Here is a 14,852-nt window from a genome sequence, read left to right on the forward strand (position 1 = left end):
CTTACGGCTCGATCAGGCCATGCTTGACGGCCAGCAGGGTGATGCTGGCCTGGCGGTGCACGCCCAGCTTTTCCTTGATCGACTGGCTGATATTGCTGATGGTCTTGGTCGACAGATCGAGCCGCTCGGCGATTTCGGCGTTGGTCATGCCCTCGGCCATGAACTTGAAGATTTCCAGGCCGCGCTCGTCGAGCTGCGACTGCGGCGTGACTTCGCCGCGCACGGCCATGCTGGCCAGGCGCGAGGCGATATGCGGCAGGAAGTACAGCTTGCCCTCGTGCGCGTGGCGCACGGCGGTGGCCAGATCGGCCGGGTCGCAATCCTTGGTGACGAAGGCGTGGGCGCCGAGGCGGTAGGTTTCCTTGATCAGACTATCCTGGTCAAACTGGCTGAGAAAAACGATCTTGGCCGACGGGTCGGCCTTGAGGATGGCCTGGGCTGCGTCCATGCCGGTCAGCTCGGTGCCAAAGCGCATGTCGAGCACGGCGACATCCGGCTGTTCGGTCGCATACAGCGCGGTGGCTTCGCTCGGGGTCTTGGCCTGGCCCACCACCTGCATGCCGGCCGCTTCAAGCGACATGGCAAAACCGGTCATGACGATGGGGTGATCGTCGGCCAGCATGACGCGGATGGGTTTGTTCTGATCTGCCAATTTGTTCTCCTGGCGCGGGGGCCTGTGGTGCACATGCGCTGCCTGGGTGCGGCATGCACGGCCGGGGCGATGGGCCCCGGAATAGAGGGGAATTATTTCACACAACGGGCGGGGAAGCGATGGGTAAAAGGGCGCGCAAGGCATGCGATGCGTGACGGGCCAGGGCACCGGCTTGACGCATCAGGCATGTTTGCGCCAACTCCGCGCATTCGTATGCTCACACAAATAGAACAAGAATTACCTCATTATGGATTTGCAAATTGCTAGCCTCTAGCATATATTGATTCCATCAGCGGTAGATATGCACCCTTCAACCATACCCGGGAGGTCGATATGCATGGTTCTCACATCCACGATGGCGCTGGCGGCAAGGCCGGCAAGTTTGTCCTCGTCACCGGCCTGCATGTGCTGGTTGCGCTAGGCGTCATGCACGTCATGAATGCGAAGACGATATCGCTGCCCGCCGTGTTTGATGCGCCGATGGTGTGGATGAGCCCCGAGATACCGCCGCCGTCGCCCCCGCCAGAGCCGCCCAAGCCGCAAGTGCGCTCTGCCCTGCCCGACATCGTGGCGCCGAAGGTCGAGGTCGAGATTGCCACGCCGCCGCCCCAAACTGCCGTCCAGGCCAGCACCGAGCCAGCACCAGAGCCGACCCCGCCGCTGCAAGCGGAAGCGCCACCGGCGCCACCCGCCCAACCATCGACCAACAGCGGCCAACTACGCAGCGTCGTGCTGGCCGATGCCAATGGCTGCGCCAAGCCTGACTATCCGGTGCGCGCCGCGCGCAATGGCGACACCGGCACCGTGACGCTGGCGCTGCTGGTTGGCGCCGATGGCCGCGTACAGGACGCGCGCATCCAGTCGTCGAGCGGCTCGCGGGAGCTCGATCGCGCCGCCGTCAACGCCCTGAGCACGTGCACCTTCCAGCCAGCGATGCAGGGCGGCGTCGCCGAAGCCGGGTGGGCCAGGCTGGCCTATGTCTGGACACTCGAGTAGTCAACACCGCCCCTCTTTCGCCCGCCCCTCTTGACCCGGCGGGCTTTTTTTCGCCCTTATGACAGGTGCATGGAGAACAACCGATGGATGCCGTCCGCGCCGTAACACCAGCCTTCAACATCACGGGGTTCAGACATGCCGTCGCCGGCGCTGTCGCTCTGGCCGCCCTCGCCGTCCTGGCCTGGCTGGCGCTGGCGCCACCCGTCATCCCGGCACCTGGCGCTTCGATTGCGGCCCCCGCGTGGGCCGCGCGCGTCAGCGAACATCAACGGGTACTGGCGGCCAGCCCCCGCTCGATCGGGGGCAGCGACAATGCGCACGCGCGCGCCTACTTGATGACACAACTGCGCGCCATGGGACTGGCGCCTGCCGTGCAGCGCACCACCGTGCGCACCTCGGTCACCCGACTGTTCGGCGGCATTCACCACACGATCGGGGTCGTGCACAACATCGTCGCGACGATTCCGGGCACCGCGCCCGATGCAGCGCGGCGCCCCGCCGTGCTGCTGGCAACCCACTACGACAGCGGCGCGGCGCCGCGTGACGCCCTGCCAGGTGCGGCCACCGTCAGCGCCCTGCTCGACACCGCGCGGGCATTGCGGGCCACGCCGCCGGCCAACGATATCGTGCTGCTGTTTGCCGACGGCGAGCGCATTGGCATGCTCGGGTCCAGGGGATTTGTCGAACAGCACCCGCTGGCAGGGCGCATCGGCATGGCGCTCCGGTTCGATGGTGCCGTGCATGGCCCGCTACGCATGCTGGAGGCGAGCGGCGCGGGTGCGCCGGCCCTGGCGGGCTGGATGCAGGCTGCGCCCGAACTGCGCGGCACGTCCGCGAACGCGACGCTGGCATGGCTGCTGGGCGACGCGCCCCATATCGGCCCGCTGACCCGGCTCGATGCGCCGGTGCTGCTGTTCGGTGGTGGCGAACTACGCGCAGCCGGCACCGCACCGCGCCAGTTGGGCGACGCCATGCTGCGCCTCGCGCGCGCCTATGGTGCGGCGCCATTGGCACCGCACCGCCAGGCAGCGCACGTCCACTTTTCGCTGCCGGTCATCGGCCCCGTCCACCATGCGGCGTGGCTGGTGTGGGTGCCGGCGATCCTGTCCTGCCTGATGCTGGCGCGCGCATGGCGCGGCCAGTTCGGCCAGGACGGTGTGCTGGATGCAGCGCAGGGCGCCTTCGGCGTGTGCTTCCTGCTGCTCGTGGTACGCGTGGGCACCTGGAGCTGGGATCGCGAGCTGGCTGCCGACGGCCTGGCCGGTGAACACCGCCTGCCGCTGACCGTTGCCGTCGTCACGGCCGGTGTGTTCGTGGCCGGCCTGTACCTGCTGCGCCGCAGTGTCGGCACGGCCGCGACGGTGCTCGGCGCACTGGCCTGGCCGACGCTGGTGCTGCTCTTTGCCGCCGTGTTCCTGCCGACGCTCGCCCCGCTGCTGGCCTGGCCACTGGTGGCGGCGCTCGGCGCCTTCACGCTGCTGCATACGCGCTGGGGCGAACGGCAAGGCCACGGCGTACGCCTGCTGGTGCTGCTGGCCGGCCTGGCCCCGGCCGCGAGCCTGCTCCCGCCGGCGCTGCGCGATGCCTGGATCCTGCTCGCTCCAGGCCACATGCATGTTCCGCCGATGCTGATGGCGCTGCCCATGCTGTGCTTTGCCGGCCCCCTGCTGATGCTGCGCAGCGGGTTTGCCGTCACCGGCGCGCTGGTGCTGGCGCTGGCGGCCTGCCTGGCACTGCCGGAGGACGCGGTGGCGCCACATGGGCAGGCGGTCGCACCCGGGGACCTCGAGGGGCTGGTCTATTACAAGGACATGAACGCGTGGCGCGCCTACTGGCTGCTGCCGCAGCAGCCGCTCGCCGACTGGCGCCGCGACCTGTTCGCGGGCCGCACCAGGCCGACCGCCTTTGCCGAGGTCTTTGGCCTGCGCAGCGCGCCCCAGTGGTACGCCGTCGCGCCACGTGACGATGCGATCGCGTTCCCCGATTGCTTCATCCTGCGCAACCACGTCGGCAAGGTGCGGCTGGCCAGATTCACGGTGCGCTCGGCCAACCGCGCCCCGCACATCGCACTGGCCATGCAGGGCGCCAGGGCGCTGCGCTCGCGCGTCGATGGCGTCACGCTCAGTGACAAAGAAAGCGCGTGGTCGCTGTCGCTGTACGGGATGGGGGACCGGGTGCTGCAGCTGGAGATCGAAAGTGCGCCCAACGAGATCTTCTCCATCACGGTGCAGGAACACATGCCAGGCCTGCCACGGCACCTCTTGCCAGCGGGCGCACAAGGCGTGGCGCCGCAGCTGGGCAGGACGGTGTCGACCGATATCCTGCGGTTTTACTGACAAGTTGTCATAAAATGGCCGCGCGCGCCACGAGTGCGCCCTTCCCGATGAATGGCTTGATTAACTATGCAGCGTCAACTTCGCGGCATTTACTTCGCAGCAGGAATCCATGCACAAGATCGTCTCTTCCCTCATCCTCTCCGCCCTCGCCGGCAGCCTGGCGCTGGCCTTCCCCACCCATGCCCAGACCAGGACCAAAGCCACCGTGCAGGAAGCGCCGCTGCGCGCGCACATGGCGTTCCTGTCGTCCGACGCGCTCGAAGGCCGCGGTACCGGCCAGCGCGGCGGCGAGCTGACCGTCACGTATCTTGAAACGCAAGCCGCCGCCGTGGGCCTGAAACCCGGCAACGGCAAGAGCTTCCGCCAACCGGTCAAGATCGCCGGCGTGCGCTCGCTGCCCGAGAAGAGCAATGTCGGCATCGTCGCCAACGGCAAGGCCGTGCCGCTGCAGTTTGGCGCAGACTGGGTCTGGGGGCCGGGCGATGGCAAGGCCGATCACACGCTCGACGCCGAGATGGTCTTTGTCGGCTACGGCATCGTGGCACCAGAAGAAAAGTGGGATGACTTCAAGGGCATGGACGTCAAGGGCAAGGTGATCGTGATGATGGTGAACGATCCGGCGCCCACCGCCGCCGAAGCGAACCGCTTCAATGGCGCCGGCCTGACCTACTACGGTCGCTGGACCTACAAGCTCGAAGAAGCGGCGCGCCAGGGCGCAGCCGGTGTCCTGTTGATCCACACCGATGCATCGGCCTCGTATGGCTGGAGCGTGGTGCAGAACAGCTGGGCCAACGCCGAGCGCTTCCAGCTCACCGAAGGCAAAGTGGGCAGCGGCCTGCAGGGCTGGATGACCGACGACACGGCGCGCAAGGTGTTCGCGGCCGGCGGCCAGGATCTGGACAAGCTGCGCGCGGCCGCCGAAGACAAGAACTTCAAGCCGGTCGCATTGAATGCCCGCGTCAAGGGCGAAGCGCGCGCGCAGGTGCGCTCGCTGGAAGAGTTCAACGTGGCCGGCGTCGTGCCGGGCACCGATCCGGCGCTGAAAGACGAAGTGGTGATCTACTCGGCGCACTGGGATCACATGGGCAAGCAAGGCACCGAGGGCGACACGATCTTCAACGGCGCCGTCGACAACGCATCGGGCACCGGCGCGCTGCTGGCGATGGCCGCCGAAGCGGTGAAGAACCCGGCCAAGCGCAGCCAGATGTTCCTGTGGGTCGGCGCCGAAGAGCAAGGCCTGCTGGGCAGCGCCGCCTATGTGGCCGCCCCCCTGTGGCCGATCGCCAAGACCGCCGCCAACCTGAACCTCGATAGCCTGAACTGGGTTGGCCTGGTCAAGGACGTCAGCGTGCCGGGCAGCGAGCGCACCGAGCTGGGCGCCATGGCGGCGGGCGTCGCCAAATCGATGGGCATGGTGATTGCGCCGCGCAAGCCGGACCTGAGCGGCGGCTACTTCCGCAGCGACCACTTCAGCTTCGCCAAGGCCGGCGTGCCCGCCTTCTCGGTCGGCTACGGCAGCAGCTGGGTCAAGGACGTCGACGCCAACAACGCCAAGGCCAAGACCTACCGCGAGAAATACCACCAGGTGGGCGACGAATACGATCCGAGCTGGGATCTGGCGGGCATGGTGCAGCAGGCGCAGTTCACGCTGAACCTGGGCCGCGCGGTGGCCGATGCGCCGAAGATGCCGGCCTGGAAGGCGGGCGATCCGTTCGGCAAAGCGCGCGAAACAAGCAAGTAATTCGCTCTGGCAGCAGGACCTGAACGGGCTGGCATGCATGACGAATGCGCGCCAGCCCGTTTCTCGTTGTAGCATCACCCCATCGAGCGATGAAAGGCATGCAATGCAGGAGAACGAACTGACGCTGGGCGATGGCCGGGTGCTGCACTATTACGACTGGAAGCCGGAGTTCGAAGAACCTGAGCTGACGGTGTTCTGGCACCACGGCACCCCGAACATCGGCAAGCCGCCTGCCCCGCTGTTTGCCGCCGCGCTCGAGATGGGCATCCGCTGGATCGGCTACGACCGGCCCGGCTACGGCGGCTCGAGCGCAAGAAGCGGGCGCGATGTCGCCTCGTGCGCCGAAGACGTCGCGCGCATCGCCGACCAGCTCGGGATCGAACACTTCGCCGTGATGGGCCACTCGGGCGGCGGACCGCACGCACTGGCCTGCGCGGCGCTGCTGCCCAAGCGCGTCATTGCCGCCGTCAGCATCGCGGGCCTGGCGCCGTTCGATGCCGCGGGCCTGGACTGGTTCGGGGGAATGACGGCATCGGGCGCGGCATCGCTGCGGGCCGCTGCGCAGGGGCACGCGGCCAAGGTGCAGCACGAAGGGCTCAATCAGGAGTTCGATCGCGAGATGTTCACGCCCGAGGACTGGGCCGAACTGTCCGGCACGTGGTCGTGGTTCGACAGCGTGGTCCGGCCGGCGCTGAGCGAAGGCCCGGGTGGCCTGATCGACGACGACCTGGCGTATGTCACGCCGTGGGGCTTCGATTGCGCGCGCATCGTGCAGCCGGTGCTGCTGGTGCATGGCGCGCAGGACCGCGTGGTGCCGTGCGCGCACAGCGAATGGCTGGCGCGCAGCTGCCGCTCGGCGCGGCTGTGGCAGCGGCCGGATGACGGGCATATCTCGGTATTGAACAGTGCGGCGTCGGCGCTGGCGTGGTTGCGGGAGCAGGCCAGCGACGGGTAACAGGTACGCTGACCGTTGCTGTTCAGGTTTCCGGTCACACCGGCTTGCACCAGTGCCCTGTTGGGCGCAAACGAATGCTCCCCGCTCATCATCACGTCATGACCCCTTACAAATTCAACCTCCCGCGCGAGGCGGCGACCGCGATCTTCGTCGTCTGCCTGCTTCTGGCCTTGATGCTGCACGCGGTACCGGCGCTGCTGGCTGGACTCCTGGCATTCGTGCTCACGCGCGGCCTGCTGGACGTCCTGCGCACGCGCGACCTGTACAAAAAGCTGCGCTCGCATGAATTCATTGCGAGCTTCGTGGTCGGCCTGGGCTCGATCGCCGTGCTCGGCATCATCACCATTCTGGTGGTCCGGCTGCTCGAGGGCGAATCGTTGCGGGCGTTCTCGCTGAAACTGGCCGAGACGATCACGCAGATCAAGCAATTCCTGCCGCCAGCGCTGGCTGACTACGTGCCTCAATCACTCTTCGAGATGCGCGAACTGGCGTCGGACACCTTGAAAGAGCATGTCAATGCAGTCGCGGGCTTTGGCTCGGGCATCCTCCGCAGCCTGCTCTTGACTGTGATTGGCTGGATCACAGGGGTGCTGGCCGCAGTGAGCATTACCGTCACACCAACCGACGAAGCGAGGCATTCCGTCTTCTACAGGACCTGGCACCGCCATTGGAGCATGCTGGCCACCGCTTTCAGGAACGTGGCCTGGGCACAGACCAAGATTGCCGCCATCAACGCAACGCTGACGGGGGTGTACCTGCTGGCCGTCATGCCGGCCCTGGGCTGGGAGCTGCCCTACGTCAAAACCCTCATCCTGGCGACGTTCCTGTTTGGTCTGCTGCCCGTCGTGGGCAATATCGTGTCGAACACCCTGATCTGCACGATCGCGCTGAGCGTTGCGTTTCCGGCCGCCGTCATGTCAGCGGTGTTCCTCCTCGTCATCCATAAGCTGGAATATTTCCTGAGCGCGCGTATTCAGGGGCATCGAATCGGCGCGAAAGTCTGGGAACTGCTCATCGTGCTGTTCGCGTTCGAAATCATGTTCGGGCCGGCCGGGATGGTCGCCGCGCCCGTGATCTACGCCTTCGTCAAAGCACAGTTAAAGCGTATTGGCTGGCTGAACTGACGCTGGGCTACCTGGCGTCAATTATTAAAATTGTTGTAAGAATCTCCCATCTTTGGTTAACCAAATTGCAAATTTGGTCAGGCCAATCTAGAATCGATGAACCGGATACCGGTTCCATCGTCCGGCGACCTGCCGCATCAACCAGATCGGCCCAGGCTCTGACATCGAGCCTTCGTCGATATGGCACGGGACACGCGACGTGTTCCATTCAGCGATTCGCTGCCAGCGACGCTCTTCGCAGTTAAAAAAATACAAGCCGGAGACATTTTGAAAACCAAACATCTACTGGAAGCCCTTGCGCTCGTCGCACTGGGTCAGGGCGCCGTGCACGCGGCGCCCCTGATGCTGCAAGACGCCAGCATCACTGCCACGTACAACGGCGCGGCCGACGGCATGCTCGGACTGGATCACGACTTCGCAGCCGGACCGGGCACCAATACCACCAAGCTCGATCCTACTGACACCGGCGTGGAGTTTCTCACGTCCGATTTCCTGTTCGGCATCGACTTTTCCGCTGACGGCCTGCTGACCGTGATCGCCAACTATGCCGTCGCGCCCGGCGCCTACAGCATGCGTTTCGATCTTGGTGGCGCATTGCCGATCAGTCCGATTACGGCGTTCACGCTGACAGGCATGGAAGGCCTCACCGGCATTCCTGGCCTGTCGATCATCGACAGTCACACGATTGCGCTCGACCTGAGCGGGGTCGACTGGAGCGAATTTAGCTCACTGAGCGCGCGCCTTGAAACCGGTCCGGCGGTGGCGGTGCCTGAACCCGGTGCGCCCGCGATCCTGATGGGCGGCCTGGCAGCACTGGCGCTCGTGCAAAACGGGCGTCGCGGACGCAAACCACGCGCCTGACCTCACCGCTTTAGCCGCTCGAGGGCAGTACGGCAGCGCTTCAAGCGCGGCGGCCTGCTTGCGGCCTCATTTCCTCCACCAGGAGAAACACATGCACTATCCAGGTTTGCATGCAGCGCTGTGCGCTGCGCTACTCTTTGCCAGCGGCGCGCACGCTGCGGCCGCAGTCGATCCGGCGCGCCAGAGCGCCCCTGCCGACGGCTGGGCCAGCCAAGCTGGCGGCACCGTCGGCGGCGCAAATGCCATCGAATCCCAGATTTACACGGTCACCAACCGCGCCCAGCTGCTGGCCGCGATCCAGAACGGCGGCGATAACCGGAAGATCATCAAGCTCGTCGGCGTGCTCGACATGAGCGAAGGCCAGCCCTATGCCAGCAACGCGGACCAGGCGGCGCGCGGCGCGGTGCGCCTGAAAAGCAACACGACGCTGATTGGCGACGCCAATGCGGGCATCGTCAACGGCCACATCATTCTGTCGAACGTTTCGCAGATCATCATCCGCAACCTCAAGCTCGTCAATCCGTGCGACGTTGCGCCCGTCTGGGACCCGAACGACGGCGCGAGCGGCAACTGGAACAGCGCCTTCGACGCCATTTCCGTGACCGGCTCGAGCCATGTCTGGATCGATCACAACAGCTTCACCGACGCGCCGCGCACGGACAATTTCCTGCCTGTCGAGAACGGCAAGGTGAAGCAGTGCCATGACGGCGCGGTCGATATCACGAACGCGTCCGACTACGTTACCGTGTCGTACAACGTTTTCGGCGAGCACAACAAGAACAACCTGGTCGGCGGCAGCGACGGTGCAACGACTGACGAAGGCAAGCTGCGCGTCACGTTCAGCAACAACGTGTTCCGCGACGTGGCCAGCCGCGCGCCGCGCGTGCGCTATGGCCAGGTGCACTTGTTCAACAACTACCACGCCGGCTCGATGTCGCATCCGGTCTACCCCACCAGCTATTTCGTCGGCGTTGGCCAGGCCGCCAAGATCCTGTCGAACAATAATGTGTTCGAGGTCGCGGGCGCTACCGCCTGCAGCGACGTCGTCGAGAATTTCGGCGGCACGATTCCCGGCGCCTTCAAGGACACCGGTTCGCTGCTCAACGCCAAACCGCTCGGCGCCTGCGGCGTGCCGACGACCGTCACCTGGACCCCGCCGTATGCCTTCAGCGCGCGGCCGATCCCGCTGGTCAAGGCCAACGCACTGGCGCAGGCCGGCGGCGGCAAGCTGGTAACGACCATCAGCGGCACCGGCAAGGTCGTCGTCGATACCGGCCCGAGCCTGGCTTGCCCAGCGACAGGTTTCTACTTCTGCGACGACTTCCAGAATGGCGGCAGCGCCAAGTGGGACCTCAAGCCATTGCCGGGCCCGAACGGCAGCTTCAGCGTGGTGACGGAAGCTGCCGGCAGCGCCAACAAGGTGCTGCAATACACCGCAGCCAGCACCGGCGGCGTGCTCGCCCTGATCAAGGACAGCGAGATGGGCGCCGTGCCATCGGGCGACTACTTCGTTGAAGCCCGCATCCGGCCGATGACCAATGGCACCACCGGGAACAAGTTCCTGTTCCTCGTGACCCGCTACGTCGATGTCAGCAACTGGTACGGCGCGGGCCTGAATGTGCAGAATGCCACCACCAGTACCCAGGTCGAGATCGTCAAGCTGCTCGCCGGAGCACTCAACCGGCAGCGCGCGGTACGCAAACCGATCGCGATGGATGCCCAGTTCTATACGGTGCGTTTCGAGATGGTCGGCGCCACGCTGACGGTGTATCTCGACGGTGAAAATCTCGGCTCGGTGACCGACAGCAGCTTTGCCGCGCGCGGCAGGGTCGGCCTGTACACGGCCAACAAGAGCTTCCAGATCGACGACGTGCGCATTGGCGATCCGCGCATGAAACCGGTGCAGCTCACGCTCGCCCCCGGCACGCCCACCTGGGCCGCCGAAGCCGGCGATGCCCCGCTGCAGGTGCAGGTCAATGCCGTGGCGGCCGATGGCACGCCCGACAGCTTCACCGCCGAATCGAGCAATCCTGCGGTGGCCACCGTCACGCTCGACGGCGCGACGGCGACCATCACGCCGGTGGGCGCGGGCACGGCCAACATCCTGTTCCGGGCCGGTTCGGACGCGACCATGACGCGTTCGATTGCAGTGACGATTTCGCCGCAATTCGTCCAGCCGACCCAGGTGTATCAGCTCGACGGCGTAGTCGCTCCGGCGGCGATGGAAGGCGCCGCCTACGTCGACAGCACGCTCAGGCTGGTATTCGACAAACCGCCGGTCCTCGGCGCGGGCGGCACGATCCGCGTCTTCCGCCAGGCCGATGACGCGCTGGTGGATGTGATCAAGCTGACCGCTGAAACCGACATGATCGGTTACCCGGGCCAGGACCAGATCCGCAAGGTCAACACGACGCCGATCCAGATTGCCGGCAACACGGTGACCATCAAGCTGCACAGCAACAAACTGGACTACAACACCGGGTATTACGTGGCGATCGCCGACGGCGTATTCACCGGCACCAGCCTCGGCGGTGTGCCGTTCCGGGGCATCGGCAAGCCGGGTGGATGGGCATTCACCACCCGGGCGGCTGCGCCGAGTGGTGCGAGCGTGACGGTCGACGACGATGGCGTGGCCGATTTCCGCACCGTGCAGGGCGCGCTCAGTTACGCGATGAAGAACTTCGCCAAGGCCGAGCCGGTGACGATCCGGGTGATGAACGGCGCGTACGAGGAGCTGCTCTTTTTGCGTGGCAAGGACAATGTCAGCATCGTGGGCCAGAGCCGCGACGGCGTGGTGATCCGCTATACCAACCACAACACGCTCAATCCATTTACCGGCCCCAGCCAGGTGGCAAACGCCACCGCAGCAGCGACTGGCGGGCGCGCCGTGATGCTGGTCGAGACGTCGGACATGCTCAGCCTGGAGAACCTCAGCATCGACAACACGACGCTGCGCGGTCCCACCACCGGCCAGGCCGAAACGCTGTACTTCAACAATGATGGCGGCCGCCTGATCGCGCGAAACAGCGCGTTCTACAGCGAGCAGGACACGCTCAACCTGAAGGGGTTCAACTGGTTCTACCGCAGCCTGGTATCGGGCAACGTCGACTTCATCTGGGGCGGCAGCCGCGCCGCGCTGTTCGAAGAAAGCGAGATCCGCACGATCGGCGACACCTCCAGCCCGACCAGCGGCGGTTACGTGCTGCAGGCACGCGTGATCAATCCGGCCGACAAGGGCTTTGTGTTCCTCAACAGCGCGCTGACGCGTGGCCCGGGACGCGGCCCGCTCAAGAGCGAGGTGCCGGACGGCGCCACCTGGCTGGCGCGCAGCCCGGGCGGCACCGCAACCAACGATAACATCGCGTTCATCAACACCCGGATGGACCGGCATGTGGCACCAGCAGGCTGGGCCGGGCTGGGCGTGAACAGCCAGCCCGCACCCAATCCGGTGGTGCCCAATGCGGTCAGCGGCTGGCGCGAATACGGCAGCACCGACCTGGCCGGCGTGCCGCTGGACCTGTCGCGCCGCGTCGGCGGCTACCTGCTGCGCGCCGATGAGGTCGAAGCAGGTTTTGCGACCCGCGCCCAGGTGTTCTCGGCGTTTGGGGCGGGAGAAGGCTGGAACCCGCAGCCGTAACGACGGCGGCGCGCAGTCGATCGCGCGCCGCTATTGGTCAGACCAGTGGCTTCGCGCGGCCCGGGACAGCAGCGGGCCGCGGGAATCTTCCAGGGATAGTTGAAACGACGCAGGGCCCATCGCTTGTTGTACAAGCGATGGGCCCTGCGCATTTGCTGCTGGTGCGTCTACCGGATTACTGGATCACGCCGCAAGCCATGCGGGCGCCGCCACCACCCAGTGGCGCCGGATGATCGGCGTGGTTGTCGCCACCGACGTGCACCATCAGTGCCTTGCCCTTGAGGTCAGCCATCTTCATGCGCGGAGCCAGCACCGGGTTGGTGGCCATGCCCTTGGCGTCAACAGAGAGGCCTGGCAGATCGCCCAGGTGACCATCGCCCCATGGGGTGCTGTGCTTCTTGGTGTTGGCCGGGTCGAGGTGACCGCCGGCGGCGCCTGCCGGGACGGTCTTGCCGTCCGCCTGGTTTGGCGCGCAGCTGCCGTTGGCGTGCACGTGGAAGCCGTGCAGGCCCGGGGTCAGGTCCTTGAGCTCGGGAGTGAACACGACGCCGTATTGGGTTTCGCTGACCTTCACGGTACCGATGCTGGCGCCTTCGCCTTTATCGGTGGCCATTTTCAGCGTGACCGACATGTCAGCCGCGCTGGCGGAGGCGCACACGGCGCCGAACAGGACAGCACTCATCCATTGTTTGTTCATGGTTCACTCCTTGGCAGAATTTTGGGATATTGAAAAGACAAGTCAGTGTAGAGCATTCCATGCGGAGGGGGTGTTCGGCTGACCAGGGCTTGCGGGTAATGGCAATGGCACGCTGGTCGGGGCTGGATGGCTATTTTTCTGTCACGCGGTGCCTAATTCGTAGCGGCGCAGCACGTCGTCGCACGACGTGACGTCGGCGTATTCGCCGTGAAGATTCGCCAACGCCATCAAATGAACATCCTCGGCGCTGCGCTGCGTGCCGCCAAAATCCGTCTTGTCAAACGTGAAGGTCGCATCCGACACCACGATGGTGGAGAACCCCAGATTGCCTGCGGTGCGTACGCTGGCCTCGACCGAATTGTTGGTGCTGACGCCGACGATGACCAGGTGCGTGATGCTGCGCGCATGCAGCCAGCGCTCGAGTCCGGTGTGGACGAAGGCATCGGGGACATTCTTTTCGACGACGTGTTCATGGGCCAGTGGATGGAAGCGGGGCTGGAATTCCACACCGGATTGGCCTGGTGCGAAGACGGAATCTGGTGAGCGGCTGATGTGGCGGACGCTGACGACTGGATACCCTGCGTGGCGCCAGGCGGCTTGCAAGCGGGCGATCGTGTCTTCGGCGGTCGGGTTGTTGCGGGGTGGCAGGGTTTCGAATTGCATGTCTTGCTGCATGTCGATCATGATCAGGGCTGGTGGCTGGGGCATGCTGATTCTTCTATGGCGGAATGGCTAAACTAACACAGCAGGATATTCGGCAACCAGTGTCAATCTGCTAGGTCGTGGGTTCTAAAAAATCTGCATCTGGTGAACATGGCCGCGTCCTTTCGCTCGTCATTTTTGCGGCAGATATGCAGCCGTTCCCAAGACAGCGTCTGGCCCTGCTGCGGAGATAACTTTGCTGCTTGACTGCGCATAAGCCAGAACGATGCGGAATGGCAGACTATCCTCAGGTGGTGCATCCCACCAAGCCATCTAGTCATCGAGGACATCAATCAGGGGGGCGTCCGGAATGCTACATTCCACTCACAGTGCAATATTGAAACTTGTCACGCTGACGATGCTGGTCTACCCAGCGACCGTGTTCGCCGAGGTCAGTGACAAGGAGCCCTCTGCAGATCTGTTCTGGAAAATCGGCCTGGCTGCAGCAATCATCTGCTTACTCGGCACCCGCATGAAACCGTGGCTCGGCATCATCTGCTTTCTACCCGTTGCAATGTGGTTCGGGAGCCGGTTCCTGGAACTTCACTTTTCTGATGTTGGCCCTCACCTACGTCTCGAACAAGGCGCTATTTACTTCCTGCAGGCATATGCGGCTTTTGGCCTGCCGCTGTGTGGGCTACTTGCAGGCTATGTCTGGCATCGAAAAAGCGTGACCTGACGTACCCCACCAGAGGCATGACGTTCATGTCCATATCGATCTACACTGAGGCTCCTCCATGAAGATTCAGCGCTTATACCCGCTCATTTTTCTACTCGCGTCGCCTGTCATCGCAGCTGACACCGATCCGGGGCCGTATCTGCAAACGGCTGCCTCGTACCGAATCTATGGCGGCGGGCTTGGGGATCCAATCGCGGCCGGGCCGAACGACAAGAAAGTGGCATTTTCCATCGAAGGCGCGGCGGCGAAGCAGATTTTCGATGCCATCGGACCGGACAAGCGTGACCCGTGCACAGAAGGTAGCGGGATGCGAGTCCGTCACAAGGATCGCGAGCATCTGACTTGTACCTTGGGCAAAAAGAACGACTACGTGTGCAGCTTCGGATTCGACCTCGTTAGCGGCAAGAGCATCGGTGGCAGTATCTGCTGACGGCGTTTGCCGAAAACGCAGACAAAAAAAAACGGCACCCCG

The 14,852-nt window shown here is 64.7% G+C and carries 12 protein-coding genes; 9 read left to right on the plus strand and 3 right to left on the minus strand.

All coding sequences use genetic code 11. The features are described from left to right. Position 1 precedes the first annotated feature (1 nt). Positions 2-652 carry a response regulator transcription factor gene (locus RCH14_RS22900; protein ID WP_343028410.1) on the minus strand — a complete coding sequence of 217 codons (651 nt, stop codon included), beginning with the start codon at positions 650-652 and terminating at the stop codon, positions 2-4. A gap of 333 nt (positions 653-985) precedes the next feature. Here RCH14_RS22900 and RCH14_RS22905 point away from each other — a divergent pair, with 333 nt between their 5' ends. The 7 genes from RCH14_RS22905 (at position 986) to RCH14_RS22935 (ending at position 12,302) form a co-directional block, all read left to right on the plus strand. Next, positions 986-1,648 (plus strand): energy transducer TonB, encoded by a 663-nt coding sequence (locus RCH14_RS22905; protein WP_343028411.1) that lies wholly within the window; start codon positions 986-988, stop codon positions 1,646-1,648. An 83-nt stretch (positions 1,649-1,731) separates the two neighbouring features. After that, on the plus strand, positions 1,732-3,984 hold the full coding sequence (locus RCH14_RS22910) for a M28 family peptidase (RefSeq protein WP_343028412.1): 2,253 nt from the start codon (positions 1,732-1,734) through the stop codon (positions 3,982-3,984). 109 nt (positions 3,985-4,093) lie between these two features. Next, a complete protein-coding gene (locus RCH14_RS22915) occupies positions 4,094-5,725 on the plus strand; it encodes a M28 family peptidase (RefSeq protein WP_343028413.1) in 1,632 nt (543 codons plus the stop codon). A 103-nt stretch (positions 5,726-5,828) separates the two neighbouring features. Then, positions 5,829-6,680 (plus strand): alpha/beta hydrolase, encoded by an 852-nt coding sequence (locus tag RCH14_RS22920; protein ID WP_343028414.1) that lies wholly within the window; start codon positions 5,829-5,831, stop codon positions 6,678-6,680. A 98-nt stretch (positions 6,681-6,778) separates the two neighbouring features. Next, positions 6,779-7,804: an AI-2E family transporter gene (locus tag RCH14_RS22925; RefSeq protein ID WP_343028415.1), complete on the plus strand. Its 1,026-nt coding sequence runs from the start codon at positions 6,779-6,781 to the stop codon at positions 7,802-7,804. A 267-nt stretch (positions 7,805-8,071) separates the two neighbouring features. Continuing rightward, positions 8,072-8,665 (plus strand): hypothetical protein, encoded by a 594-nt coding sequence (locus tag RCH14_RS22930; protein ID WP_343028416.1) that lies wholly within the window; start codon positions 8,072-8,074, stop codon positions 8,663-8,665. A gap of 91 nt (positions 8,666-8,756) precedes the next feature. After that, entirely contained in the window at positions 8,757-12,302 is a 3,546-nt protein-coding gene (locus tag RCH14_RS22935; protein ID WP_343028417.1) for a pectinesterase family protein, read from the plus strand. 175 nt (positions 12,303-12,477) lie between these two features. Here RCH14_RS22935 and sodC read toward each other — a convergent pair whose 3' ends face one another. Next, positions 12,478-12,999, minus strand: a complete 522-nt coding sequence (sodC, locus tag RCH14_RS22940; protein ID WP_343028418.1) for a superoxide dismutase [Cu-Zn] SodC — start codon at positions 12,997-12,999, stop codon at positions 12,478-12,480. A gap of 141 nt (positions 13,000-13,140) precedes the next feature. Beyond that, positions 13,141-13,707, minus strand: a complete 567-nt coding sequence (locus RCH14_RS22945; protein ID WP_343028419.1) for a cysteine hydrolase family protein — start codon at positions 13,705-13,707, stop codon at positions 13,141-13,143. 304 nt (positions 13,708-14,011) lie between these two features. Here RCH14_RS22945 and RCH14_RS22950 point away from each other — a divergent pair, with 304 nt between their 5' ends. Continuing rightward, the gene (locus tag RCH14_RS22950; RefSeq protein ID WP_343028420.1) at positions 14,012-14,380 is read left to right on the plus strand and encodes a hypothetical protein; all 369 of its coding nucleotides are present in this window, start codon (positions 14,012-14,014) and stop codon (positions 14,378-14,380) included. Positions 14,381-14,438: 58 nt separating this feature from the next. Then, on the plus strand, positions 14,439-14,810 hold the full coding sequence (locus tag RCH14_RS22955; RefSeq protein WP_343028421.1) for a hypothetical protein: 372 nt from the start codon (positions 14,439-14,441) through the stop codon (positions 14,808-14,810). Positions 14,811-14,852 lie beyond the last annotated feature (42 nt).

This window comes from Massilia sp. MP_M2 (assembly GCF_039123635.1).
Classification (GTDB): domain Bacteria; phylum Pseudomonadota; class Gammaproteobacteria; order Burkholderiales; family Burkholderiaceae_D; genus Telluria.